This window comes from Paenibacillus sp. FSL R10-2748 (assembly GCF_038005565.1).
GTDB classification, from domain to species: Bacteria; Bacillota; Bacilli; order Paenibacillales; family Paenibacillaceae; genus Paenibacillus; species Paenibacillus polymyxa_B.
This window is the reverse complement of record NZ_JBBOTK010000002.1, coordinates 124022-150971: the sequence shown is the minus strand read 5'-3', so window position 1 is coordinate 150971 and position 26950 is coordinate 124022. Positions and strand designations below refer to the sequence as shown.

The 26950-nt window shown below is 44.5% G+C and carries 26 protein-coding genes and 1 riboswitch; of the genes, 23 read left to right on the top strand and 3 right to left on the bottom strand.

Annotated features, from left to right (window positions below):
• Positions 1-22 precede the first annotated feature (22 nt).
• The 15 genes from NSS66_RS07020 (at position 23) to NSS66_RS06950 (ending at position 14866) form a co-directional block, all read left to right on the top strand.
• Positions 23-736: a hypothetical protein gene (locus NSS66_RS07020; RefSeq protein WP_028541721.1), complete on the top strand. Its 714-nt coding sequence runs from the start codon at positions 23-25 to the stop codon at positions 734-736.
• A complete protein-coding gene (locus tag NSS66_RS07015; protein ID WP_023988988.1) occupies positions 733-1590 on the top strand; it encodes a hypothetical protein in 858 nt (285 codons plus the stop codon). The genes NSS66_RS07020 and NSS66_RS07015 overlap by 4 nt, the downstream gene beginning before the upstream one ends.
• Complete coding sequence (locus NSS66_RS07010) at positions 1591-3426, top strand: ATPase, T2SS/T4P/T4SS family (protein ID WP_053325607.1); 1836 nt, start codon at positions 1591-1593, stop codon at positions 3424-3426. It begins immediately after the preceding gene.
• The gene (locus NSS66_RS07005; protein ID WP_340958636.1) at positions 3416-5500 is read left to right on the top strand and encodes a hypothetical protein; all 2085 of its coding nucleotides are present in this window, start codon (positions 3416-3418) and stop codon (positions 5498-5500) included. Before NSS66_RS07010 ends, NSS66_RS07005 begins: the two co-directional genes overlap by 11 nt.
• Before the next feature lie 50 nt (positions 5501-5550).
• Positions 5551-6030 (top strand): hypothetical protein, encoded by a 480-nt coding sequence (locus NSS66_RS07000; protein WP_023988985.1) that lies wholly within the window; start codon positions 5551-5553, stop codon positions 6028-6030.
• Between the two features lie 40 nt (positions 6031-6070).
• On the top strand, positions 6071-6466 hold the full coding sequence (locus NSS66_RS06995; protein ID WP_053325605.1) for a hypothetical protein: 396 nt from the start codon (positions 6071-6073) through the stop codon (positions 6464-6466).
• Between the two features lies 1 nt (position 6467).
• Positions 6468-7022 (top strand): hypothetical protein, encoded by a 555-nt coding sequence (locus NSS66_RS06990; protein WP_053325604.1) that lies wholly within the window; start codon positions 6468-6470, stop codon positions 7020-7022.
• Positions 7009-7998 carry a hypothetical protein gene (locus tag NSS66_RS06985; protein ID WP_053325603.1) on the top strand — a complete coding sequence of 330 codons (990 nt, stop codon included), beginning with the start codon at positions 7009-7011 and terminating at the stop codon, positions 7996-7998. Before NSS66_RS06990 ends, NSS66_RS06985 begins: the two co-directional genes overlap by 14 nt.
• Positions 7999-8181: 183 nt before the next feature.
• Complete coding sequence (locus tag NSS66_RS06980) at positions 8182-9735, top strand: ABC-F family ATP-binding cassette domain-containing protein (RefSeq protein WP_340958635.1); 1554 nt, start codon at positions 8182-8184, stop codon at positions 9733-9735.
• 93 nt (positions 9736-9828) lie between these two features.
• Positions 9829-9937: riboswitch (TPP riboswitch) on the top strand.
• Between the two features lie 263 nt (positions 9938-10200).
• Positions 10201-10794, top strand: coding sequence for a thiamine phosphate synthase (locus NSS66_RS06975; RefSeq protein WP_053325602.1), 594 nt, complete (start codon positions 10201-10203; stop codon positions 10792-10794).
• 64 nt (positions 10795-10858) lie between these two features.
• Entirely contained in the window at positions 10859-12007 is a 1149-nt protein-coding gene (gene thiO, locus NSS66_RS06970; protein ID WP_340958634.1) for a glycine oxidase ThiO, read from the top strand.
• Positions 12004-12207 carry a sulfur carrier protein ThiS gene (thiS, locus tag NSS66_RS06965; protein ID WP_013310519.1) on the top strand — a complete coding sequence of 68 codons (204 nt, stop codon included), beginning with the start codon at positions 12004-12006 and terminating at the stop codon, positions 12205-12207. The genes thiO and thiS overlap by 4 nt, the downstream gene beginning before the upstream one ends.
• 2 nt (positions 12208-12209) lie before the next feature.
• Entirely contained in the window at positions 12210-12977 is a 768-nt protein-coding gene (locus NSS66_RS06960; RefSeq protein WP_023988978.1) for a thiazole synthase, read from the top strand.
• The gene (locus NSS66_RS06955) at positions 12974-14035 is read left to right on the top strand and encodes a ThiF family adenylyltransferase (RefSeq protein ID WP_340958633.1); all 1062 of its coding nucleotides are present in this window, start codon (positions 12974-12976) and stop codon (positions 14033-14035) included. The genes NSS66_RS06960 and NSS66_RS06955 overlap by 4 nt, the downstream gene beginning before the upstream one ends.
• A gap of 138 nt (positions 14036-14173) precedes the next feature.
• Complete coding sequence (locus tag NSS66_RS06950; protein WP_023988976.1) at positions 14174-14866, top strand: response regulator transcription factor; 693 nt, start codon at positions 14174-14176, stop codon at positions 14864-14866.
• Between the two features lie 65 nt (positions 14867-14931).
• On the opposite strand, the gene NSS66_RS06945 is transcribed toward NSS66_RS06950, so the two are convergent.
• Positions 14932-15429: a C40 family peptidase gene (locus NSS66_RS06945; RefSeq protein ID WP_071558662.1), complete on the bottom strand. Its 498-nt coding sequence runs from the start codon at positions 15427-15429 to the stop codon at positions 14932-14934.
• A gap of 280 nt (positions 15430-15709) precedes the next feature.
• On the bottom strand, positions 15710-16351 hold the full coding sequence (locus tag NSS66_RS06940; protein WP_069080597.1) for a thiamine diphosphokinase: 642 nt from the start codon (positions 16349-16351) through the stop codon (positions 15710-15712).
• 148 nt (positions 16352-16499) lie between these two features.
• Between NSS66_RS06940 and NSS66_RS06935 the strand changes: the two genes are divergently transcribed.
• Entirely contained in the window at positions 16500-16964 is a 465-nt protein-coding gene (locus tag NSS66_RS06935; protein ID WP_053326574.1) for a low molecular weight protein-tyrosine-phosphatase, read from the top strand.
• Between the two features lie 144 nt (positions 16965-17108).
• On the opposite strand, the gene NSS66_RS06930 is transcribed toward NSS66_RS06935, so the two are convergent.
• On the bottom strand, positions 17109-17843 hold the full coding sequence (locus NSS66_RS06930; RefSeq protein WP_025724149.1) for an alpha/beta hydrolase: 735 nt from the start codon (positions 17841-17843) through the stop codon (positions 17109-17111).
• A 255-nt stretch (positions 17844-18098) separates the two neighbouring features.
• Between NSS66_RS06930 and pdhA the strand changes: the two genes are divergently transcribed.
• From pdhA to NSS66_RS06895, 7 genes are all read left to right on the top strand, one after another.
• A complete protein-coding gene (gene pdhA, locus NSS66_RS06925) occupies positions 18099-19166 on the top strand; it encodes a pyruvate dehydrogenase (acetyl-transferring) E1 component subunit alpha (protein ID WP_013310511.1) in 1068 nt (355 codons plus the stop codon).
• 100 nt (positions 19167-19266) lie between these two features.
• Positions 19267-20247, top strand: a complete 981-nt coding sequence (locus NSS66_RS06920; RefSeq protein ID WP_013310510.1) for an alpha-ketoacid dehydrogenase subunit beta — start codon at positions 19267-19269, stop codon at positions 20245-20247.
• Positions 20248-20281: 34 nt separating this feature from the next.
• Positions 20282-21895: a 2-oxo acid dehydrogenase subunit E2 gene (locus tag NSS66_RS06915; protein ID WP_028541707.1), complete on the top strand. Its 1614-nt coding sequence runs from the start codon at positions 20282-20284 to the stop codon at positions 21893-21895.
• Positions 21896-21898: 3 nt separating this feature from the next.
• Entirely contained in the window at positions 21899-23320 is a 1422-nt protein-coding gene (lpdA, locus tag NSS66_RS06910; protein WP_023988970.1) for a dihydrolipoyl dehydrogenase, read from the top strand.
• Between the two features lie 254 nt (positions 23321-23574).
• A complete protein-coding gene (gene thyA, locus NSS66_RS06905; protein WP_338532474.1) occupies positions 23575-24369 on the top strand; it encodes a thymidylate synthase in 795 nt (264 codons plus the stop codon).
• A gap of 17 nt (positions 24370-24386) precedes the next feature.
• Positions 24387-24875 (top strand): dihydrofolate reductase, encoded by a 489-nt coding sequence (locus NSS66_RS06900; RefSeq protein WP_053325596.1) that lies wholly within the window; start codon positions 24387-24389, stop codon positions 24873-24875.
• A 238-nt stretch (positions 24876-25113) separates the two neighbouring features.
• Positions 25114-26601, top strand: coding sequence for a glutamate synthase subunit beta (locus tag NSS66_RS06895; protein WP_061831490.1), 1488 nt, complete (start codon positions 25114-25116; stop codon positions 26599-26601).
• Positions 26602-26950 lie beyond the last annotated feature (349 nt).

Below are 26950 nucleotides of genomic sequence, written 5' to 3'. Positions count from 1 at the left end.
ATGAGAGAAAAGGAACGGAAGTATGAAAACATGGATATTTGCCGGGCTTTGTGACAAAAGCGATACCTTGTTATACATCAGCAGCATATTAGCAGCTTCCGGCCAACAGGTACTGCTTGTAGATGCTACGTTGCGGGGACGGTATCGGTATAGCATAGGGATGCTTGACAAACCACTTCCCATTACGCAGTTTAGTGGTTTTGATGTAGCAATTGGATTTACAGCATGGGAAGACCTGCATATAGGTATGACGGCTGATCAGAAGGCAGAGCAGGCTTATGACATTGTTATTTTGGATGTAGAGTTACCTGATTTTTGCCCAATTTCTGTTTGGAAAAGGGCAGAACTGCGAGTTTGGGTCAGTGATTATAGCCGCATGCTAATGCATAACGGACAGAATTGGCTTGAGCATTTATTCAGTCAACCTGAATTTCCTAAAGATCTTGTATTTCACAAGCTTTTTTTACAGGCTGTGGATTGTGGTGTGGAGGAGCCGTACTTGTGGGAATACATGAACCATTTCCCAGCTTCTTGGCAGCAAGAGCCATATGTACTGCCATGGGATGAGGGGCTGCTTGCTCTGAAACTGGAAAATGAGCATAAAAAACAGCTACTACTAAAACCGCTATCCAGAATGTATAAGAAACAATTATGCCGTTGTATTGGGGAATGGATGAGTTGGGAATTAAAAGTGAGTCGTCGTGCGCTAAAGCGTGCGGAAAGGAGTAGAGCATGAGTACCATTTTGTTTTGGAGCCCCATTAAGGGGGCTAGTGGAAGTAGCTCTTTGGCGGCAGCAATAGCAATTACCATAGGCAATCTATATCGAGGAAGACTATTATTGACTCATTTGGGTCGTAAATATACCGGTATTGAATCAGGATTACCTATACAAGAGTATGGTATGGACGATCCAACCCTACAGCTTCAGGAAGGGGGCTGGGATGCTGCCGCCCGTTTAGTTCTGCGAGGGACACTGTCTAAAGAAAATATTCGTAATTATACGACGCCTGTACTCGAACATACTTTGGATGTACTTGAGGGAACCTCCAGCTTTGGAGCTGCACCGCCGTTACTATCTCCAGGGCTTGTACGGGCAGTAATAGATACAGCGAATCAATATTATGATTTAACGCTGATTGATGCAGGAAGTGGAGCAGGGTGGGGGGCTGTACAGCATGAAGCATGTGCACGAGCCAAACTGGCCGTTCTTTCACTCACTCAGAATATGCGAGAGTTAGACGCTTATTTTGAATCTGTGTCTCCGTTATCTACCTATTCATCGTTACCCTTATTGATTGTACTTGGGAAATATGATGTGCATTCTCAAGTGAATGAAACGAATATTCGCAGGAGATATGGCTACAAAGGTGCTTTGTATACAGTCCCTTATAGCACCGGATTTATGGACGCATGGAACCGCAGGGATGTGATCGGCCATGTGCAGCGTGAGGTGCGAAGTGGAAAAGAGCAGCACCGCAAGCTTTTTATGCCCGTGAGATGGGCGCAGAGTATACGGCATATCAGCAAAGCTATTCTGGAGGCGGCAGAGTCCGATCTTCGGCTCAAGGCTTTGGAGAGGGGCGCTTAAATGCTGTCCGCTCAAATGATCAACGGATTGATTCTTACCTGTATAGTACTGATGTGCATCGTACTGATTATTGTTAAATACCGAGGGAATCTTCACTCGCGACATTCAACCCTTCGGGTAGAAAAAAAGAACGAAGATGCCACATTCGAAACATTAATAGAGTATATCAAAAATGCACTTCATGAACTAAGTCATAGCCAGATGGCGGATGCCGGATTGCATGAAGAGGAATATAGACGGCGTATCCATCAAAGGGCGGAACTACGCAGGGCGTTAAAGGACTGTGCCAATGGCAGCATGGGTGATAAACGTTTTGTTAAAAATCTGATGGCTGAGCTTCTGATTAACGGTTACGGCTTAAACGAGAAAATTGTCGATATTGTTATGCCATTCTCCCGACCTGAGTTGTTTAGCATACAGGATCAATTCGAAATTATATTTTACCAATACCAGCAGAAGTTTGGCGCTGATGCACTATCACGTTTACTGGATACTTATGACTTGGCCGAAATGAGGTATTCACAGCAAGGTGAAGAAGATGGAAGTTATCTCGTTACCGCAGAGGATATTCGTTATATCTATGACTGTGAGTACCGCCCTCTTTCCTTTTTGGAGAAAGTGGATATTATTGTCCAGCGGATTTATCAGCATTACAAAGGCTTTTCCGTCATTGATGATATTCGTGACCAGCGGATCGACGGTGTAAGTGGGGGCGTCAGTGGTATGCCGGAAGGTGGGATTCCTGCATCATCAGACTGGCCTTCGGATGGGTATGTATTTGAACAAACATCTGCGCCTACTGCCAATGGTTATGAGAGCGTATGGATCTTTTATAAAGGTAAAACTATCCATCTTTCGTTCCTTTCCTTCGGATCTGAGCGTGAACTTAAAAGGGTGTGCCAAAATATTTATAAATACAATTACCCGGGACAGCTTTCCGAAGCGAATGGTTATAAGGTCAACGAAATGAAGGATGGGTCACGGGTAGTGGTGGTGCGCCCTCCTTTCTCAGAATCGTGGGCTTTCTTTATCCGTAAATTCGATATTCAAAGCGCATCGCTGGAACAGTTAATTAAGGGACAGAATGCTGATTTTCCAATCCAGCTACTTTCTTATTTAATGAAAGGCAGCCGGATTACTGCTATTACAGGCGCGCAGGGTTCAGGTAAGACAACGTTGTTAATGGCGATGGTCAAGCATATTTATGCTTCGTATACGCTTCGTGTTCAAGAAATGGCCTTTGAACTGCATCTACGCAGCATTTACAGTCGCCGTAACATTCTTACCTTTCGAGAAACGGACCATATTTCAGGACAACAAGGGCTTGACTTGCAGAAAAAAACAGATGGAACCGTTAATATCCTAGGCGAAGTAGCAAGTGATGAAGTAGCTGCTTGGATGATTCAAATGTCGCAGGTTGCCAGTCTGTTCACCATTTTTACTCATCATGCCAAAACATTTCGTGATCTCGTGTTTTCACTTCGTAATTCATTGCTCAAAACAGGAGTATTTCAGCATGAAGGCATCGCTGAGGAACAGGTAGTTCATGTCATTAACTTTGATGTGCATCTCAAACGTGATGCGGAAGGGCGACGCTACATCGAACGGATCACAGAATGTGTGCCGCGTGACCCGGATCATACGGATGCAGGCTCCAATGTTTCAACGAGCTATAGTTATCGCCACATTATGGAATATCGGAACGGAAGCTATATACCGATGGAGCCCCTTACTGCCAAAAGTGCAAAAGAAATGTGTGAGCAGATGAATGTAAAGGATGCCAGAGATTTCCGCAGTTTTTTGACCCGCTATTGGGAGGAAGACTATGAGTCTTAAAGAAATTTTATTATGGATTTTACTAATATCAGGTGGTGGCTTTGCGCTTCTATATATAGTTTTGTGGGGGTTGCGTAAGCGAAGTAGTCATGCAGTTCGCAGAGGACGAATTCATTCTGTTCAGGAAGGTCGCAAAGGAAAAGCGGTACTTCAACGTGAGCTGCAAGCCTTACTGCATAAGTTGTACACGCTGTGTATGAAGGTGCCTTTTTTATCTGGATACATCACAAGTGTACGTAAGCGACTAGCTGGTCAGCATGCCTACGATGAGTACAAGCTTCGCCTACAGACCATGAAGATGACGCTGTTCATCTGGGGGGCTTTTACTTGCAGTGGCGTTGTGCTGGTCATGATGAAGCCAGGAATAGAGTTTGCTATATTGGCTGTTTTATGCGGAGTGGTAATCAACAGTCTTATTTTGGATATGGCCATTAGCCGGATGGAAAAAAGGCTACTTGCACAGATGATCGAATTATTCGCCAATGTACGTCATTATTACCATCAGCACGGTATGGTGGAGGAAGCCATATCCGAAGCGGTCGATTTAGCGGAGGCAGAGGCTGGGAGACACGCACGACTCATCCATGAGGCGCTAACAGATGTTGATCCGCACGAAGCATTGGAAAGATACTATGAGTCGGCTCCTAATCGATTTTTAAAAGCTTTTGCCGGTATCTCATATATGGTAATGGAGTTTGGTGACCGGGTTGATGAGGGGGGCTCCATTTATTTGAAGGGGCTCGGCAGTCTCGCACGCGAAATCCAGTTGGAGTTGCTGCGAAGAAATAAACTGGACTATCTGTTAAAAAGTCTAAACGTGATCGCACTGGCACCTGTTTTCTTTACGACCCCAATCGAGACATGGGCGAGATCCAGCTTTCCATCCATGGATGAGTTTTATCAGGGAAAATTGGGTTATATAACGAAATTGTCCGTTTATATTGTGATAATCGTATCTTATTTCCTGTTACAGAAACTGCAACAGACCGATGAGACAGGATATCGTGCGGGCAGAGGCCGGAGGGTTTGGGAGCAGAAGCTATACCGTTTTCCCATCATTCGTAATGTGGTGGATTCTTTAATTCCGCGTCAGCATATGTCTTCTTATTTCCAAATAACCCGTCTATTAAAGGAAAGTGGTGCGGAGGTTAAGCTGGAGTGGCTCTACATACGCAGAATGGCTCTTTTTATCGTAGGATTGGTGCTCAGCATCAGTACGATATTTTTTTTACATGAAGCTGAGAAAACGCATATCCTTCACGCCCCAGTACAATCAGGTCAAATGTTTGGACGTTTAAGTCCGGTGGAGCAAAAAGAAGCTTCGAAGCAGAGTGAGATTGATCGCAAAATCATGCATTCGCTGAACATGAGGGCGAACAGCACATACGAACAAACGTACGTTGTTTTAGAGCATAATGCTAATGGAACTGCTACTCCTGAACAGCTATCCACAAATACTCGGCGTATCCTCCAAAAGCTGAAAGATTGGAATGATGAATACATCAAGTGGTGGGAAGTACTGATTAGTTTGATTGTTGGGTATGTAGCCTATCAAATGCCTATGCTTTTATTATATTTGCAACGAAAAATGCGTCGGTTGGATATGAGGCATGAGGTGTATCAATTTCAAACGGTTATTTCCATTTTACGGGTTATGGAACGAATGTCTGTCGAGGAGATATTGGAGTGGCTGAACAGATTTTCAGTTATATTCAAAAGACCTCTGCAAAAATGTTTGCTTCATTATGAACACGGGCCAGAGGCAGCTCTCGACTTGCTAAAAGAAGAGGCACCTTTGCCGGAATTTCAACGTCTAGTGGACAAGCTCCATTTGTCTTTGGGTAAAATTACGATTCGAGAGGCCTTCGATGATTTGGAATCCTATATGTCCTACTATTTCGAACAAAGAAAACAGGAGTATGAAAAAATAATAGACAGCAAGGCTATCTGGGGAAGGATGATTGGTTTTGCCCCGATGTATGGTCTTATCTTTTTATATTTGGTGATTCCGTTGATCGGTATGAGCTTTGTTCAAATGGATAACTATTATGAGCAAATACAAAAAATTCAGTAAGAAAGTTCTATTATGACTAATACAAAATAACAGCTAAGGAGAGAAGAATAATGAATAACGCATCAACAGCTTTAAAGGTAGCCGCTGGGATATTTTTGACCATCGCTCTAATTACGATTGTAGTTATACTGTTTATTTCAGCCCAGGAGGCGACTAAAACGGCACAAAACAATTTTGCTGATATCCAGACCGAATTGTCTCAGGCCTCTTTTACGGTATATGACGGCACAACGATTAGCGGTTCCCAGGTGACCAATGCGCTGCGGAAGTTTCAGGGGAAGGACCAATTCGGCATTCAGATTAAAACCGGCAAAAATATGGCAGGCCAGTGGTACGGTAATGCTCTGAACATTAGCCCAGACAGTGAACAGTATGGCGCCGTGAATGGCGGCAGTGATAAGACTGGGAAAATCACGAATACGCTTAATGAGAAAGAGAATGAATACGTAAATCCAAGTGGCAAATTCAAGGCTGAAATCGTCAAGGACAAATCGAACGTTGTCCGTGGATTGTTGTTTACCCAGTCCTAAGCACTACAGTAAAGATAATAATCATAGGGGGGATGAGAGTATGTCTGATCACGCTTCAAGCATGCTGCGGCTTGGTGTGTCAGTTATTCTGTTCATAACCGCATGTGTAACGGCAGCAGACTTGTCCAGCCAGCTGGATGGTGCACTGGAATTAAGATCACAGCAGGAGGAGCATTCTGAAGGGCGAATAGCCCGTACTGCTGGGGTGGGGTTGCCGGAACGGATAAAAGGAACTCAGGTAATGCAGGCAATTCGCATGAACTTACAGGAGGGGATTTCGATTCATGTCGACGGAACAGAGTACGATGCGTATTCTGAACCGTTTGAGCCTGATGTATCGACCTTGGATGCTTCTTCTTTATATTCCATATACCCACAGCGTAATGGGAATGGGGACATAACATCTGTACGTTTTGAGAAATTGGAGGAGGAATGAAGTGGTTCAAACAATATCCAAGCTGTTGGGGGCACTGCTCGCTGTATTGCTTTTGTACATCGTACCCGCAGCTCAAGCTGCTGAACGGCAGGATGATATATCCGGGTTAAATACATATCATTCAACTGTACGTTTTGTTGATATGGTAAGAACCAAAGGTTACATTACACCGACGATGTATAACGATTTTATGCGTGATCTGGAATTGACAGGCAATATCTACGAAGTTGACTTGGAGCATATGCACAAAAAGTATGTACCGGACTATGCAGATGCCGCGAAGCCAGACAGTTTTCTGGGCAATTATGAAACTGTATATGATGGGTACTATAATCCGCAAATCTTACCTGTACTGTTTCCTGACAATCAGCAGCCAAAATCAGATCAGCTACGTCGGTATACCTTGATGGCCGGGGATTATTTTACGGTCCGGCTACATAATACGAATCGGACTCCTGCGGACTTGTACAAATCATGGCTTCTCGGTGGGGCAGATAGCGGAAAGCCGGCAGTTACAGCTTCTTACGGGGGCATGGTTCTGAATGAAGATTACTGATTTTGCAGTCATATTTATACTTTTGTTTTTGCCCTTTGGTGTAGTTAGTGACTTACGGGTCCAGAATCAGCGTGAAGTGCAGCAGCTAGAAATGAAATATACGTCGGCTCTCCGTACCGCAGTTCAGGATGCAGGGGTTATGCTCTCACAGAATGAACGTCAAGAACGCGAGGCCGGATACGGATCGGATAAGTTTTTTCGTGTAGATAAAGAAGCAGCGCTGCACACGTTCCTGCACACCCTTTTTCTTAATGTAGGCATTGATGGGGATATAGTAGCACAACGTGCATTATTGGATTACATACCAGCCATTGTAATTCTAGATTATGACGGTTATTATGCGTTCACTTCAGAAGCCTATACCGACGAGCATGGACAAGCTGCCATAGGTCCCAAATGGAGCGAAAAAAAGCCATATGCCTATGTTGATTCAGTAGGCAACAGTGTGGGGTTCACCTTGGATAATTATGTGCACGCATATGATGCGCGGAATCACAGGTGGGTGGAGGGCTTTCAAAAGGAACTTCAGGACCAGACCCCTATATCTTTACTGAATAATTCAGAAACTTTTGAGCAAATACGTCGTTCCACCATCGTTCGCAGCGTCCAAGAGGACCTGGCGCGAATTATTAATGTCCATAACGAAAAAGCTGCACGTAACGGCATAACTTATACGTTCACGCTACCGCTCATTCCGCAAGAGGAGTGGTACAACACAGTAGATGATGTGGGTCTGATCGCGTTTATCCAAGGCATTCCGGTCGGAGACAGGTATTACAATAACTATGGATTTGGTGGTGGGAGAGTCGTTAGAAAGCAAGACATTATAGGCGGCATAGAACCAGATACTGGGATGAAATATTTTTATAGAGATTCATGTCCAGCTCCCTTTAAAGCGAGTGAACGTTTTGCGGATGAAAAATCTGCAGCAGCTGCGGGATACTTTGAGTACAAATGTTATAATGGCTTAAAATAATCACCTTCATGGGTGGTTTTTCTTTTTTTAGGCAGATCCATATCAAAAACCTTAAAAATCGCTGTTTTCCATATTCCGATATGGTTGCAGAATGTGCTACAATAAAGCTTTGAAAGAAACGAAATGCATATGAAATAAGAACAGTCGGCAGCGCCGATGACAATAAGGAGCCAAAAACAGCTTATGAGTTTATTGACTGTAGAAAATGTATCTCACAACTTTGGGGACCGCGCATTATTTAAAAATGTTTCCTTTCGATTGCTTGCGGGGGAACGTGTAGGTTTGGTAGGAGCTAACGGTGTCGGTAAATCGACACTCATGAACATTCTGACTGGAAAATTGCTTAAGGATGAGGGTAAAGTGGAATGGACTCCACGTATACGTTACGGCTATCTGGATCAGCATACCAAGCTGACACCGGGCAAAACGGTACGTGATGTTTTGAAAGACGCTTTTCTTCCTTTGTTGGAATTGGAAAAGGAAATGATGCAGATTACTGACAAAATGGGGGATGCTTCTCCTGAAGAGTTGGAAGTGCTGCTGGAACAGATGGGTGAAATTCAGGAGCAACTGGATATGGGGGATTTTTACCTCATTGATGTGAAGGTTGAAGAAATGGCGAATGGACTAGGTCTGTCGGCCATAGGACTGGACCGGGATGTATCTGCACTTAGCGGTGGGCAACGGACAAAGGTGCTTCTTGCTAAGTTGCTGTTGGAAAAGCCAAATGTCCTGCTGCTGGATGAGCCTACCAACTATTTGGATGTAGAGCATATTGAATGGCTTACGCGCTATTTGAAGGATTATCCCTATGCTTTTATTCTTATTTCACATGATACTGAGTTTATGAACCAGGTCGTTAATGTTATTTACCATCTTGAATTTGCCAAGATGACCCGTTATTCAGCTAACTATGAAAAGTTTCTTGAAATGGCGGATCTGAACAAAGCTCAGCATATTGATGCTTATGAGAAGCAACAGGACTTTATTAAGAAACAGGAAGATTTTATTCAGCGTAATAAAGCGCGTGCCTCTACATCAGGCCGAGCAAAGAGCCGTGAAAAGCAACTTGATCGGATCGAACGTATAGATAAGCCTGAAGAAGCTGCGAAGCCAACCTTTCAATTCAAAGAAGCACGTGCAAGCGGAAAGACGGTATTTGAGGGTATTGATTTTGAGATTGGTTATACGCATGCCCTTTTGCCTAAAATGTCCATGACGATTGAACGTGGCGAAAAGATTGCTATTGTTGGCTACAACGGTGTCGGTAAATCGACATTGCTCAAAACCATATTGGGAAAAATACCGCCAATCAGTGGAAAAACCTATCAAGGTGATTTTTTGCAGCCCGCTTATTTTGAGCAGGAAGTAAAGGCGGAGAAAATAACACCGATTGACGATGTGTGGAATGAATTCCCACATTTGAACCAGCATGAGGTACGAGCGCATTTGGCGCGTTGCGGTTTAAAGAATGAGCATATCACGCGTCCGCTATCTGCGCTCAGTGGTGGAGAACAGGCTAAAGTCCGTCTTTGCAAACTGTTAATGCGTGAAAGCAACTGGGTACTGTTCGATGAGCCTACCAACCACTTGGATGTTAAAGCTAAGGATGAGCTGAAACGTGCCTTGAAGGAATACAAAGGGACCGTATTGCTTGTATCTCACGAACCGGACTTTTACGAGGATTGGGTAACCAAAACGTGGAATGTGGAAGAGTGGTCAAGTAAAGTTAACTAACATCAACTAAATCCAATTCTGCATATTTCACACGAAGTGGGGTTTGCAGAATTAGGAAAATATGCTAAGCTATCTTTAGCTTATACAATAAAATAGTCACACTAGGGGAGCCGCCCATGCGGCTGAGACGGAATAAATGGATTTCGGACCCTTTGCACCTGATCTGGGTTATGCCAGCGTAGGGAAGTGAGCGCCGTACAAACAAGGCAACACCATCTTATTTTTGTTTGTGCGTGGGACGATACACGTATACGGATATCATTGTCCGTTCGATTATTGGACGTTCGTTAAACCACTTCCTTGGGGAAGTGGTTTTTTTGCGTTTCGTCACTTTAAGTTGTTCGAGCTTCCGTAGACGATTCACATACAATCCCCTTTCATTACTGCTGGTAGACGTGACTGGCTAAGCTTAGATCTTTTAGTCCAATGTGAGGTGAAGACAAAATCGAATTACACGCAATTTCGATGGAAAAGGGCACTTTTGCACAAGCCGCCCAAGTGGCTGCTGTGATTTGTCCGTATGTTCATTATGTACACGCGCGTTTAAAACAGAATGGTGCCTCTGCATTGCTTTCTTTGACTCGCAGCATGGTGGAGCAGGGAGTTTCTTTGCAACAAATTGTAGTAAATGATCGTGTGGATGTAGCTTTACTTACTTTGGTTGGAGCCGTCCAGCTACCAGCTAATGGATTACCTGTAGCGGATGTGAAAAGCCTACTTCCAAAGGGTACACGCTGTGGAGTATCTGTGCATTCCTTGGAGGAGGCGCAGACTGCCGAGCGGGCAGGAGCGGACTATGTACTTTATGGTCACGTATATGAGACCCATTGTAAGCCCGGTATTGTACCGCGGGGTTTAGCTCAGCTTGAACATATTTGCAGGCTGTCGAACATTCCGGTGATCGCGCTGGGCGGCATACAACCGCACCATATCCCGGAGCTTTATAGGGCCGGAGCAAGCGGAATTGCGGTGATGTCTGGTATATGGAAGGCTGAGTCGCCCGTTGCAGCTGCGATGGAATATAGGCGAATGGCAGATCTTGTAGTTCACAGCCTGTAGCGAGAAAACGAGAGTAGAGGCAAGCTGAAAGCAGAATGGTTTATGGAGAGGAGACACGAAACAAATGCCAAAGATACACACAGAGGCAAGAGCGATAGGACACGCTGAATGCTTGGTCATAGGTGGAGGTGTCATCGGCAGTTCCATTGCTTATCATGTGGCCAAGGAGGGAAGAAGTACGATCTTGCTGGAACGATTGATCCCGGGTGAGGGAGCCTCAGGAGCAGCGGTTGGAATGCTGGCAGCGGAAAGTGAAGAGTTCACCGACTCTGAGCTGGCACGATTTGCTCGCATAAGTCGAGACGCATTCCCTGAGCTTGTCTGTGATCTGGAGCGTTTGTCGGGTATTTCGGTGGAATTCCGTACAGAAGGATTTGTGACCCCTTTCCATACGGAAACTGAAGGCCAAAAACGCTGGAAAGCTGCTAAAACGCGAGAGGATGATTGCCCTATCTGGTGGGATGCGAGGGAATTGGCCCGACGAATTCCAGGTTTGGATGAACAAGCGATCGGGGCAATATATCGTTCAAAGGAGACACAAGTGGCTCCTGTCCAGCTTTGTCGTGCTTATGCAGGTGCTGCTGCGGTGCTGGGGGCAACGGTATGGTCTGGTACACAGGCAGAGCAACTGGTCATACAGGATGGTCGAGTTTGCGGTGTCCGAACAGATAGTGGCTTTTTTTCCTGCGATCAGGTCATTATTGCTGGAGGCTTGGATAGCATGAAATTGCTAGCGCAGGTTGGATTTGAATATCCACTTTATCCGGTCAAGGGCGAAGCGGTAGCGGTCTCCTTGAAGGATCACCCGTTAGAATACACCATTTATGCTGATGATATTTACCTCGTGCCTAAACAGAATAACGAGCTTTGGATTGGGGCAACGAGCCTTCCGCATCAATATGACGAAGAGGTGACCGTAGGAGGCTTGGAGGGGTTGCTGGCACGTGCCTCTGCTTGGCTGCCGCGCGTCCGTGAAGCTTCTTTTATACGCACTTGGGCGGGCTTACGTCCGCAGGCCGCATCAGGTCATCCTTTTATAGGCACTGTCCCTGGGGTCGAGGGCGTATATGCTGCCGTCGGGCATTATCGCAACGGTGTCCTGCTGAGTGATGCTACCGGGCGTGCGATGGCAGCTATGCTTAATGGGGCTGGTGCGGCTGAACTTGGGATAAGTAGATTTTCTTCTGAGCTCCTCAAGGAGGAAAGCTTATGAAGCTGACGATTAACGGCCAGAGCCTGACCTTTTCTAATCGAATCACTCATGTGGATCAATTGCTACATGAGCTTGATGTAAAGGTGAAAACCGTAGTGGTAGAGCTGAATCGGCGTATATTGACCCGTGAAGATCATGATGAAGCGGTACTGAAGGATGGAGATTGCCTAGAGATTGTACATTTTGTGGGAGGCGGTTGATCATGTTAACCATTGGAAAAGCATCTTTTACCTCAAGGTTGTTGTTGGGAACAGGAAAATTCTCTGATCTGGATATCCAGTCCCAAGCCGTAGAGGCTGCTGAGACGGAAATATTGACGTTTGCTGTACGGAGATTGAACTTGGAGGAACGGGATAAGCAGCATTTTCTCGATATGCTGGATTTGAGCCGATATACACTTCTTCCCAACACAGCAGGGGCTACAACAGCAGAGGAGGCCATTCGTATTGCCCAATTGGCAAAAGCCTCCGGCTTGTGCGATATGATTAAGGTGGAAGTCATTGGGGATAGCAAGACACTGCTGCCTGACCCTTTTGAAACGTTGAAGGCTAGTGAAAAGCTGTTAGAAGAAGGCTTTATCGTGCTGCCCTACATATCGGACGATGTGATTCTAGCCAAGAGGCTACAAGAGCTTGGAGTACACGCCGTTATGCCTGGAGCTTCACCGATTGGTACAGGACATGGTTTGCTCAATCCGTTTTCATTAGAGCTAATTATTGAACAGGCGGAGGTTCCGGTTATTGTCGATGCGGGTATTCGCTCACCCGGTGACGCGGCAATGGCGATGCAGTTGGGGGCAGATGCTGTTTTGTTGAACACAGCCGTATCAGGAGCGAAGAACCCAGTAAAAATGGCTGAGGCCATGAAACTGGCTGTTCGTGCTGGAAGATATGGTTTTGAGGCGGGGATGATTCCTGTAAAACGTTACGCTTCAGCGAGCAGTCCGACAGAAGGCATGATTCAGGCATGAAGGTATCTGACAAATCCGGTGCAGGAGGAACACATCCAAGTGACCGTTATTCCAGACAAGAAAGATTCAAACCCTTTGGACCGACAGGACAACGTCGGCTTGCTTCCTCTCACGTATTAATCATAGGTGTTGGAGCGCTAGGCACAGGTATTGCGGAAACACTTGTTCGCGGGGGCGTAGGTACAGTGAGCCTCGTAGACCGGGACTATGTGGAATGGAGCAATTTGCAGCGCCAACAGCTTTTTCAGGAAAGTGATGCTGCGCAAAGATGTCCCAAAGCAATAGCTGCTCAGCGAAGATTAAAGGATATTAATTCGGAAGCGGTTATACATGCACATGTACTGGATGTTAGGGTGGAAGAGCTGGAAGAGTTGATCCAGGGGGTAGATCTCATAATGGATGCAACCGATAATTTCGATACCCGACTTCTTATGAATGACATGGCACTAAAGCATCGGATTCCTTGGATTTATGGGGGATGTGTGGGCAGCTATGGTGTAACCTACACCATTTTACCGGGTCAAACGCCTTGTCTTCACTGTCTGCTGGGAACTGTGCCGTTTGGCGGTGAAACCTGTGATAGCGCCGGGATTATTCCGCAGGCCGTACAGATGGTCACGGCTAACCAAACTACGGAAGCTTTCAAACTTCTGGGTGGATATCCAGAAGATTTGAGAGGAAAGCTGCTTTCGTTTGATTTGTGGAAAAATGAGTATGTAGCGATAGCAGTAGATAGCGTTAAAAAGGAGAATTGTCCTTCTTGCGGCAACCAACCGACGTATCCCTACTTGTCGGCCTCTCATCGGCAGAAAACAGATGTTTTGTGCGGCAGGGATACCGTTCAAATTAGACCAGCAAACCCGACACATCTGAATCTTGCGGAAATAGCAGATAGATTTGCTTCTTTGGGAGAAGGAGAAGTAGAGCAGAATCCGTTTTTGGTTTCCTTTAGTACAAGCGAGCATCGCTTGGTTGTTTTTGCAGATGGCAGAGCGTTGATCCATGGGACAAAGGACGTGGCAAAAGCAAGAAGTCTGTATCATCGCTATTTGGGTTAAACCATAAAAGCAGAAAGCCATTCTTTGGAGAATGATTTTCTGCTTTTTTGTTACAATAATATTAATATGCTTTAATGGCTTATAACAAACTTGTTCGTATCCAATGTAATGCTATGTCCAAACCAGGTGGGTGAAAAGATGAGCCCGTTAATTTTACTTGTGGATGTAAATGAAGCGTCTCCCGTAATTGTTCTTCCATTGGAGCAGGCAGGTTATCAGGTGGTACATGTTAGCAATACATCGGATGCAAGCTCTTATGCAGCCCACAATCCGGTGAATTTGCTACTCCTGAACATAGGAGATGAACAGGCGGATACACAAGGCTTGATTCGCATTTTGCAGCAAAACCATCCTCATGTCCCGCTATTTGCAATGACTTCATCAGATGAGGAGGACCATATTGTTTCCTGCTTTGAACAAGGGGCACATGATGTGATCGTTCTTCCCTTTTATCCTAGAGTTTTTCAGGCAAGAGTGGCTAATTTATTGCGGATTTTTGGTATTGAACGTGATGTGAAAAGGGCGATCGAAGCGGGTGATTTACATATAGACAATGCAAGCAGAATGGTGAGCAGAGGGGGACAAAAGCTGGAACTAACTCCGAAAGAATTTGATCTTTTGCTTCATCTGGCGATACATCTTAACCAAGTTTGTAGCAGGCAGCAAATTCTGAAGGATGTTTGGAAACATGATTATATCGTTGATACGAACGTAGTAGACGTCTATATCAGACATTTGAGGGTTAAAGTAGATAAAGGGTATAAGTTTAAAATGATCCGTACGGAACGAGGTATTGGTTATTCACTCAGAACACCAACCGTATCAGAATAGCATAAGGTATATAAAAAAGCCGGAACTTTTCGTCCCGGCTCGCATATTTCAAAATGAGTTTCATACTACAGCACGCGGCGTGCTTTAATGTATGTTCTTTTCCAGTTGCCGGAGTTCAAATCGGAGATGGTCACGCCAGGTCCGCCGTAAGTGTGTAAAATTTTCCCCCCGCCCATATAGACTGCTACGTGGGTAATGTTGCGTCCTGTGGCACGGCTACCGCTTGAAAAGAACACTAAGTCACCTTTTTTCAAATTGGACTTGGATACGGCATGTCCGACTTTAGACTGTTGAACAGAAGTACGTGGCAAATCCACTCCGTATTTCTTGAATATGTGCTTCATGAAAGAAGAACAGTCAAAATTACGTGTAGTGCTCGTGGAAGCTCCAAACTTATAGGGAGTTCCCATATATTTTTCACCGTAGTTAATTACTTTTTGGCCTACTGAAGTAGTAGTGGCAGCTTGTGCCGTATTTGTTCCCTCAATTGCAAAAGTACCAAAGCCGATAGTGGCTGCGACCCCTGCTATAATTACCTTTTTTATGATTTTATGCATATTCATGTTGTAAGTACCTCCAGAAATTGATTTGTGCAATATTTTGCTGAGTTGCTAACTAACTGACAGCGTTGAGTATAACAGTTTTGAAGCCGCCTAATAGTTGGAAAAGAACTCTCAAATGCTTGAGGGACAAGACTTACACAGCGTTTATTAAAAAACGATTAAAAATTACAATTTGTAAAAAATATATCGATTCATAGATCTCTATAAACGGAAAAACCCTTGTTAATCAAGGGTTTTGAGTGAAAGAACAATCTGAACAATGGTTACAACAATGTCATAATTAATCCTTGCTTTGAATAACGAGTAGTAGACCGCTTTTGATGGAAATCGTACCTTTTGAAGCCGTTAGCTTATTACTGACAGCACGCGATTGTCCCATTTTGAGGGTGGCATTATGTAGCGGATACATAAATCCTTCCAGTTGTATACCTGTTACTTCGGCAGTCATAGGAAGCAGCGATGTATATGTATAGCCCATAGGCTGGATCTCAAGCGTTGATCCGGTGAGCTCAATATAATTATGTGCGTCCATAATAGCGCAGCTAATATGATGCTGCATTGCGCGAACCAATATTTGAACATTAGCTAATGTGTGATCCATCCGGGTGCCAGTCACACCAAGCAACAATACATGATCTACGTGCTCGTCCATAGCGATTTCCAAAGCAAGCTCAGTATCTGTTAAGTCTTTAAGTACTGGATCACACGCAATCATACGTTGGCTTGCTAATTCTACCTTTTCTTTTTCCTCTGGTGTGATCGAATCAAAATCTCCTACAGAGACATGTGGTGTAATACCGTGTTCGATCAGGAAAAGAGCACCTTTATCTGCACCTATAATAAAATCATCGGGTTGTATTTGATGTAAATCTTCTTCATTAAGTCGACCGCCTGAAAATACAATCGCTCGTTTTTTTGTCATAATCAACATCCTTTCTTTCTGATACGATCCTATATATACCATCGTTTTTAAGTATACCGCGTTAAATATGGCTTGCACAATTTTGGAGGACACGGATACAATGAAACAGAAAAAAGGAAGTGTAACGTGTAATAGGAAGGAGAACGAAATGATTAACGTTTTGTTTGTATGTTTGGGCAATATTTGCCGCTCTCCGATGGGGGAGGCGATACTGAGACATAAAGCGCAGGAACGGGGATTGGGTGCAGAAATCGGGGTAGACTCGGCCGGGACAGGCGACTGGCACATCGGAAATCCCCCGCATGAGGGAACACTAAAGCAACTTAAGCTGCATGGAATCAGCGAACAAGGCATACAGGCGAGGCAAATAACGGGCCGCGATTTTGACGCGTTTGATTATATTGTGTGCATGGATGACTCCAATGAACAAAACATGCGTAAGATTGCAGGTGGGGCGGAGGCTGATATTCTAAAATTTATGGATTTGCTCCCTCAAGAAAAATTAAGAGAAGTACCCGACCCGTATTTTACAGGGAATTTTGAAGAGACCTATCGATTAATGGACGCAGGGTGCGACGCCTTGCTGGACAAGATCATAGAAGAAAAGCTATAATGTGAACGAAAGATGACGGCAATAATTGCCGTTTTTCGTTATACACTTTTGAAAGCGTAACCAAATTATGAAAAAGAGGAAGGAGCTTTATGACCTATTAGGTCAATGCTCTCATTCCCCTTAGTTACCTGGAAGAATATTTACTCAGGCGCGATCCAAAAAATACATTAGCGCGTCAGGCAACTCGTTTTGCCAAAAGCCCCACAAATGTTTGCCATCCTTTTCACGGTAAGAAACTTCAGCGTTCCGTTCGCGCAGCAAATCTGCGCATTGACGGTTAAGCTCTACAAAGTTGTAAATGCCAGTATCACTCTCAAATGCATCTTCCTGAAGGCCAACCGTCATCCACACCCGCAAATGAGACAGATCTTTCTCACGGGCGATGATTTCCTGCGAAGCTTCATAGTAAGCACCTGAGAGGCTGATAATGCGGTTGAACAGCTGAGGATACATCAAAGCCAAATGCAGAGACACACTGCCTCCCAGTGAATCCCCCGCCAAAATGCGGGACGCTGCATCTTTTCTTATAGGATACTTTTGCTCTACATAGGGAATAATCTCTTCTGCAAAACAGGCGGTATACGCCTCAAAACGATTGCCAAAGGGAGCATACTCCTGAGTTCTGATTTTGGTGTTCACTTCTACTCCTACAATAATGAAGGGTTCGACGCCCTCATCTAGAATGAGGCGGTTGGCGTGAGTTGCAATGCGGCCAAAATTGAAAAATTCTTCTCCGTCCTGACAGTATACGACCGGGTAGCTCAATATTTCATTATAGCCGGGCGGCAAATAAATCCGGAGAGTTCTGGTCTCGCCAAGAAAGCGGCTGTCTACTTCGTCTTTAAGGATAGTTCGTTTTAAATACCGAGAATCCGTCATTTTTCGTCACCTTTCTTGGGTATTATTTTGCATTCGGGATCACAATAAGTTAAGATTACCCTGATTGCAATAGATGTTTAAAATTTCAATCATGTACTAAGCTGTTATAGTAAAAAACATACCCTGTTACACACACAAAAATGTGGCAAACTCAAAAAAAATAACTAAATCTTTGACGCGAGCGATATAACAGGTGTATAATAATCCTATAACAGCGGAACTTGATATTCAAATTTTTTTGTTGAGGTGAAGAAAATGAGCAAGGTTCCTTATGAAGTTTACACAGAGGAAGTTGAGGCGCTGTCCGTACTTTCTCCGGATGGTGAAATTATCAATAAAGATATGTTGCCTAAACTTACAGATGATCAATTGAAAGAAATTATGTATCGAATGGTATTTACACGTACTTGGGATGACCGTGCCGTTAACTTAGGCCGTCAAGGCCGTCTCGGTTTCTACGCTCCGGTATCCGGACAAGAAGCAACCATGATTGGTAGCGAATATGCGCTCCAAAAAGAAGACTTTATTGCTCCAGGCTATCGCGATATTCCGCAAATCGTTTGGCATGGCCTGCCATTATACCAAGCTTTCTTGTATTCCCGTGGTCATCAACACGGCGGCCAAGTGCCGGACGGTGTTAATGTACTGATGCCGCAAATCATCATTGGCGCGCAAATTTTGCATGCTATGGGTATTGCTATGGGTTACAAACTGAAAAAGCAAAAACAAGTCGCCATTACATATACAGGTGACGGCGGTTCTTCCGAAGGTGATTTCTACGAAGGCCTGAACTATGCTGGTGTATACAAGTTGCCAGTTATTTTCTTTGTGCAAAACAATGGTTACGCGATCACGACTCCATTCTCAAAACAAACGGCTGCTCTTTCGATCGCTCATAAAGCAGTAGCTGCTGGTATTAAAGGCGTGAAAATTGACGGCATGGACGTGCTTGCAGTTATTAAAGCCGTTCAAGAAGCTGCAGAACGTGGACGTAATGGTGAAGGTGCTACATTGATTGAAGCTGTAACGTACCGTTTCCGTCCGCATTCCCTTTCTGATGATGCAACAAAATATCGTTCCAAAGAAGAAGAAGGCGAATGGAATGCGAAAGATCCGATTGCCCGCTTTGCGAAATACCTTGAGAAAAAAGGTCTTTGGACTGAAGAAGATACAGCTCGCGTAAAAGAAGAAGCTAAGGCAAAAGTGAACGAAGAGATCAAAAAAGCCGAGAAAACAGAGAAAATGACAATTCCTGGCCTGATTGATAGCATGTTCGAAACAACGCCTAAGCACTTGGAAGAACAAAAAGCTGATTTTAAATAATTGAACTTAAAAGAGACCGGGCGGTAACCCGATCCGGTCTGCTTTTCGATTGACCTGAACTGAAATTGATCTGTCAATGTTTAAGGAGGAAATGAAGCAAATGGCACAAATGAACATGAAAGAAGCGATTCGTGACGCACTGCGCGTAGAGTTGAAACGCGACCCTAACGTCCTGCTTTTCGGTGAAGACGTAGGTCATGTAGGTGGCGTATTCCGCGCTACGGAAGGTCTGCAAAAAGAATTTGGCGAAGAACGTGTATTCGATACTCCGCTAGCGGAATCCGCAATCGGGGGTCTTGCTGTGGGTCTGGGTATTCAAGGCTTCCGCCCTGTAGCTGAAATCCAGTTCGTAGGCTTTATCTTTGAAGCACTCGATCAAATGGCAATTCAAGCATCCCGTATGCGTTACCGTTCCGGTGGACGTTACAATTCTCCAATCGTATTCCGTACACCTTTTGGTGGTGGTGTTAAGGCAGCCGAGCTGCATACAGATTCCTTGGAAGGTCTTCTGGCTCAAACACCTGGTATCAAGGTTGTTGTTCCTTCCAACCCTTACGATGCAAAAGGCCTTATGATCGCGTCTATACGCGACAATGATCCAGTATTTTTCATGGAGCATTTGAACCTGTATCATGCATTCCGCGCTGAAGTTCCTGAGAATGATTACACAGTTGAACTGGGCAAAGCTAATGTAGTTCGTGAAGGTTCCGATGTGACGATCATTACTTACGGTATGATGGTACACACTTCGATTAAAGCTGCTGATGAGCTGGAAAAAACAAAAGGTATCAAAGTAGAAATCATTGATTTGCGTACCATTAGCCCGATTGACATTGATACCGTTGTTGCTTCTATTCAAAAAACCAATCGTGCCATCGTTGTTCAAGAAGCGCAAAAGAGTTCCGGTGTAGCTGCTGAAGTTATTGCACAAATTAACGAAAAAGCAATCCTGCATCTGGAAGCACCCGTTCTGCGTGTAGCAGGTCCAGATACCGTTTATCCTTTTGCTCAAATTGAAGATACTTGGTTGCCAACGCCAACACGTATCATTGATGCGGTTAATAAAGTATTGGAATTTTAATTAAAGCACACCGTAAATTTGGGAGGTTTTAAACGTGGCTAAATTTGAATATAAATTCCCGGAGCTAGGTGAAGGTCTTCACGAAGGCGAAATCATCAAGATTCACATCAAGCCCGGCGACAAAGTAACAGATGAAGATATCATCATGGAAGTACAAAACGATAAGGCTGTAGTTGAAGTTCCTTGTCCGGTTAATGGTACAGTACAAGAAGTATTTGCCAAAGACGGCGACATCTTTAACGTAGGTCAAGTCGTAGCTGTAATTGATGCAGAAGGTGAACTTCCTGAACAAGAAGATGCACCAGAAGCACCAGCTGCTAGCCCTGAACCAAGTGCTGCTGCACAAGGCGGAGCTGCAGGTACAGCTAGATTTGAATATAAATTCCCAGAGCTGGGTGAAGGTCTTCACGAAGGCGAAATCATCAAGATTCACATCAAGCCCGGCGACAAAGTAACAGATGAAGATATCATCATGGAAGTACAGAACGATAAGGCAGTAGTTGAAGTTCCGTGTCCAGTCAATGGTACGGTTCAAGAAGTATTTGCCAAAGACGGCGACATCTTTAATGTAGGTCAAGTTGTGGCTGTAATCGCTGCAGAGGGCGAACTTCCTGAACAAGAAGATGCACCAGCTGCTGTGAAACAAGAAGAGGATGCTGCAAAAGGCGGAGCTAACACAAAACCAGCTGCAACACCTGCTGCTTCTAACAAAGACGTATTGGCTACACCTAGCGTCCGCAAATTTGCTCGTGAGCAAGGTGTAAACATCGCTCAAGTGAGTGGCTCCGGCAAAAATGGTAAAATCACCAAAGAAGATGTAGAAGCTTTCAAAAATGGTGGAGGTCAAGCGGCTGCACCAGTAGCGAAAGAAGCTGCAAAAGCACAAGAGCCTGCTAAGAAAGAAGCGAAAGCTGCAGCACCATCCGCACCAGCAGCAGATCCACGTGCTGAGGAAGAGCGCGTACCATTTAAAGGTATCCGCAAAGCTATTTCCAATGCTATGGTTAAATCGGCTTATACGGCTCCGCACGTTACGATTATGGATGAAGTAGATGTAACTGAACTGGTTGCTTTCCGTACTCGTATCAAACCAATTGCTGAGAAGAAAGGCACAAAAGTAACTTACCTGCCATTCATCGTAAAAGCTTTGGTTGCTGCTTCCCGTCAATTCCCGGCTCTGAATGCCACGATCGACGAAGAAGCAAACGAAATTGTCTACAAAAAATACTACAACATCGGTATCGCTACAGATACAGACAACGGCTTGATCGTTCCTGTTATCAAAGATGCTGATCGTAAGAGTATCTGGATGATTGCTGATTCCATTCGTGATCTAGCTGTGCGCGGTCGTGATGGAAAATTGGCTGCGAATGAGATGAGAGGGAGCACAATCTCCATCACTAACATCGGTTCCGCAGGCGGTATGTTCTTTACTCCAATCATTAACTTCCCTGAAGTTGCGATTTTGGGTACTGGCCGCATCAGTGAAAAAGCAGTCGTGAAAAACGGTGAAATTGTAGCTGCTCCAGTAATGGCTCTTTCCTTGAGCTTTGACCACCGTATTATTGACGGTGCAACTGCTCAAAACTTCATGAACTATATCAAACAGCTGCTCGCTAACCCTGAGTTGCTTGTTATGGAGGTGTAATCAATGGTAGTAGGAGACGCTTCTCTGGATATTGACACATTGGTTATCGGTGCGGGTCCTGGCGGCTATGTAGCTGCCATCCGTGCCGCACAATTGGGACAAAGCGTATTGATCGTTGACAAATCTGAGCTGGGCGGTGTCTGTCTGAACCGTGGATGTATTCCATCCAAAGCTTTGATCTCTGCAGCTCATCAATACGAAGCAGCTAAACATGGCGAGTCTTTCGGTATTACGGCTGAGAACGTAAAAGTAGACTTTGCTAAAACACAAGAATTCAAAAACGGTGTTGTTAAGAAAATGACAGGCGGCGTAAGTGGCTTGCTCAAAGGCAACAAAGTTGAAGTTTTCAATGGTGAGTGCATGTTCATCAACGAAAACGAAGCGCGTGTATTCAACGAACATGAATCACCACGTTACCGTTTTAAAAATGCAATTATCGCAACAGGTTCCCGTCCAATCGAACTAAAGCCATTCCCATTTGGCGGACGCATTCTGTCTTCGACAGAAGCATTGAACCTGCCTGAAATTCCGAAAAGCCTGATCGTAATCGGTGGTGGATACATTGGTGCAGAGCTTGGACAAATGTACTCCAAATTCGGTTCCAAAGTAACGATCATTGAAGGTATGGATACAGTGCTTCCTGGTTTCGACAAAGATATGACTTCAATCGTTGCGAAAAGCATGAAGAAAACTGGCATCGAAATCTTCACTGGCGCTAAAGCGGAAAGTGCAGAGCAAACAGATAAAGACGTAACAGTGAAATTCTCCGTTAACGGCGAAAGCAAAGAAGTAACTGCTGATTATCTGCTTGTAACTGTTGGACGTCGTCCAAACACTGACGGTGAACTGGGTCTGGATCTGATTGGCCTCGAACTGGATGAGCGCGGAATGGTGAAAGTTGACCACCAAGGACGTACTAGCATTCCTCACATCTTTGCAATCGGCGATATCGTAGCTGGTCTTGCTCTGGCGCACAAAGCTTCTTACGAAGGTAAAGTAGCTGCTGAAGCAATCGCAGGCGAGCCGTCTGTAGTAGATTACAAGTGTATGCCGGCTGTCGTTTTCACAGATCCAGAATGCTCCAGTGTAGGCTACACAGAGACACAAGCCAAAGAAAAAGGCTACAATGTCAAAGTTGGCAAGTTCTCTTATGGAGCAAACGGTCGTGCGGTTTCCCTGAACGCTGCTGAAGGTTTTGTGAAAATCGTAGCTGACGCTGACACAGGTCTGGTACTGGGTACGCAAATCGTAGGTCTGGAAGCTTCCAACCTTATTGCTGAGCTGGGTCTGGCGATTGAAATGGGTGCTACACTCGAAGATATCTCCTTGACTATTCATGCTCACCCTACATTGGGCGAAATCGTTATGGAAGCAGCGGAAGTCGTGCTGGGTCATCCGATCCACGCATTGGCACCACGTCGCTAATACCATTTTTCATTATCTCGTTTTTGGTTTTCATACATGACAAAGAGAGGCAAGGAGCGCTATATCTGCGCTCTTTGTCTCTTTTTTTTCAAGCTTTAGGATTTTCAGGACTACCATGAAAATTCACACAGTACATGGTCAACGAAGCACCGTACATGATAAACTAAATATAGATATTGGTGCAGAAAAAGAATTTTAAAGATTAGAATCTGGCGATGCCAGGTTTTTATTCATGCTCAAAGGAGAGGAATAACGTGCGTAACTATTTGGAACTGCTAGAGGATATTTTAGAGAATGGAGTAAAAAAAGAGGATCGTACAGGAACGGGTACACTATCTGTTTTCGGAAGACAACTTCGTTTTGATCTGGCCAAGGGCTTCCCCTTGGTGACCACCAAAAGAGTACATTTGAAATCCGTTATTCATGAGCTGTTATGGTTTTTGCGGGGAGATACCAACATTTCTTATCTCAAAGAGAACGGAGTTACCATTTGGGATGAATGGGCCGATGAGCAGGGCAATCTGGGGCCTGTATATGGATCGCAATGGCGCTCGTGGGAAACAACAGATGGACAACATATTGACCAAATTTCGAATGTCATTGAGGCTGTTAAAAATAATCCGGATTCACGTCGACACATCGTCAGTGCTTGGAATGTGGCTGAAATCGAATCGATGAAGTTGCCGCCATGTCATTTTGTATTTCAGTTCTATGTAGCTGGAGGGAAACTTTCCTGTATGCTAACGATGCGTTCTGTGGATACCTTTTTAGGGTTACCGTTCAATATCGCAAGTTATGCATTGCTAACGCATATGGTTGCACAGCAGTGCGGTTTGGAGCCCGGCGAATTTATTTGGTCAGGCGGCGATGTGCATATTTATTCAAATCATATGCAGCAAGTGCATACGCAGTTGGAACGTGATCCTTATCCGTTGCCTCAGTTGAAAATTCTGCGCAAGCCGGATTCGATTTTTGATTATACCTACGACGATTTTGCTTTTGAAAATTACGAGTATCATCCAGGGATTAAGGCGCCTGTCGCCATCTGATTAGAGGAGGTGGAAAAATGGGCATTTCAATGATATGGGCTATGGCACAAAATGGTGTGATTGGCCGGGATAACAAACTTCCCTGGCGCCTCCCTAGAGACATGGCTTTTTTCAAAGAGCAGACGATTAATAAAACGGTACTCATGGGACGCAAGACGTGGGAATCCTTTGGAGGAAAAAGCCTGCCAAACCGACGTAACGTCGTCTTGACTCGAGATCAGCGCTATCAGGCAGAAGGTGCAGAAGTAATTCATTCACTGGAAGAAGGGCTCCAATTAGCAAAGCAGGAGGAGTTAATGGTCATTGGAGGAGCGGAGATTTATTCACTGTTTTGGCCACATGCTGATCGGCTGATTGTGACTCGAATTGAGGAGACTTTTGAAGGCGATACAACCTTCCCTGAGCTGGGTTGGAACGGCTGGAATATAGTCAGTGAGACCCCGGGTATCAAGGATGACAAAAATCCCTATGAGTATCGTTTTGTTATTTACGAGAGAACGGAATAAGAATAGACTGTATCCGACCCCACTCATTTGAAAAATTAATAAACCATATAAAAAATCCTTTTGGCTGTTGATGCAGAAAGTTGCATAAGTTTTCATCACTTTTACGCTGTATTGTGATACAATAAATCAAATTCAACGAGAACAGACCCTTTCATAATACAAACAGACAAATTCGAATTTGACTTAAATTCTGAATGGATGATCGGGGTTCATAAGCGAAGAGATGGGGGAACGTAACATGTCTACACCAACTGGATTTATGGAATACACACGGCAGCTTCCTACAGACCGGGACCCGGCAGAGCGTATAAAGGATTGGGAAGAATTCCATAAGCATATGTCCGAAGAAGAGCTGCGTACCCAAGGGGCGCGTTGTATGGACTGCGGAACTCCTTATTGTCATACGGGGATGGATATCATGGGAGCAACTTTAGGCTGCCCGGTTCATAATCTCATTCCGGAATGGAACAATCTCGTATATCGTGGTTTGTGGAAGGAAGCGCTAGAGCGGCTGCACAAAACGAATAACTTCCCGGAATTCACAGGTCGTGTCTGTCCTGCGCCATGTGAAGGTTCGTGTACAGTCGGCCTGATCGGACAGTCTGTTACAATTAAAACCATTGAGGAAGCTATTATCGAAAAAGGCTTTGAGGAAGGTTGGGTCGTTCCTAATCCGCCAGAAAAGCGTACAGGCAAACGTGTGGCTGTTGTTGGTTCGGGTCCGGCAGGTTTGGCTGCAGCTGCTCAACTTAACAAAGCAGGGCACAGCGTGACTGTGTATGAGCGTGCGGACCGTGTGGGTGGATTATTGATGTATGGAATACCGTCTATGAAATTAGATAAGAAGGTTGTTCAGCGGCGTGTGGATTTGCTGGAGGCTGAAGGTATTCAATTCATCACAAATACGGAGATCGGCAAAGATATCCCTACCGATCAGTTGATTGCTGAATATGATGCGGTTGTCCTATGTGGTGGTTCTACGAAGCCGAGAGAATTCAACATTGAAGGTAGCGATTTGAAGGGTGTTCATTATGCGATGGACTATCTGAATGGTACCATCAAAAGTTACTTGGATTCCAACCTGGAAGATGGCAACTATTTGTCCTCCCAAGGTAAGGACGTTATTGTAATCGGTGGTGGTGATACGGGTTCAGACTGTGTAGCTACTTCTTTGCGTCATGGTTGTCGGAGTGTCACTCAATTTGGCACTCACACCAAAGCGCCTATGGAGCGTGACCCGATTGCCAATCCTTGGCCACAATTTCCAAACGTGTATTCTCTCGATTATGCACAGGAAGAAGCGAAGGCGCTGTTCGGAGAAGATCCGCGTGAGTTCTCCATCATGACGACCAAATTTGTAGGTGATGAGAACGGTAATTTGAAAGAGCTGCACACCATTCAAATTCAACGGATTGTTGATGAAACGGGGCGCAAAATCTATCAACCGATTCCAGGTACGGAGCGCGTATTCCCTGCACAAATTGCTCTTATTGCCATTGGATTTGATGGTCCTGAGCAAACGATTGTAGAGCAAATTGGTTTGGAGACGGATCGTCGCTCCAACGTTAAAGCACGTTATGGAAAATATGTTACCAATGTAGATAAGGTTTTTGCTGCAGGTGATATGCGTCGCGGACAAAGTCTTGTCGTGTGGGCTATTAATGAAGGTCGCGAAGCTGCACGAGAGGTTGATAAATACCTCATGGGCGCTACCGTTTTGGTGTAATTATAAATTTTATGTTACGGATCAGTCAAAGCTCCATCTTCGGATGGGGCTTTATTGTATTTCAAGCTGAGTGTCTCAGAAGTGAAATATGAATAAATGTTTATTGGTCTACAATATTTTTCTCAATTAATTTTCTATGGTGGTATGTAAAGTATTGTGAAATGTATGTTATATAATATGACTTTTATTCAGTTGTGTAATCATATATCTCTTATATAAAATGATCATAACATAAAAAAGGGTGTTTAGTGTAGCTTTTTTATAGAAAAAAGAATTATTTCACAAGAAATTTAGATAAAATCCGATATTTGTGTCATGTAAATTAACATATACATAACTTTCATTGACT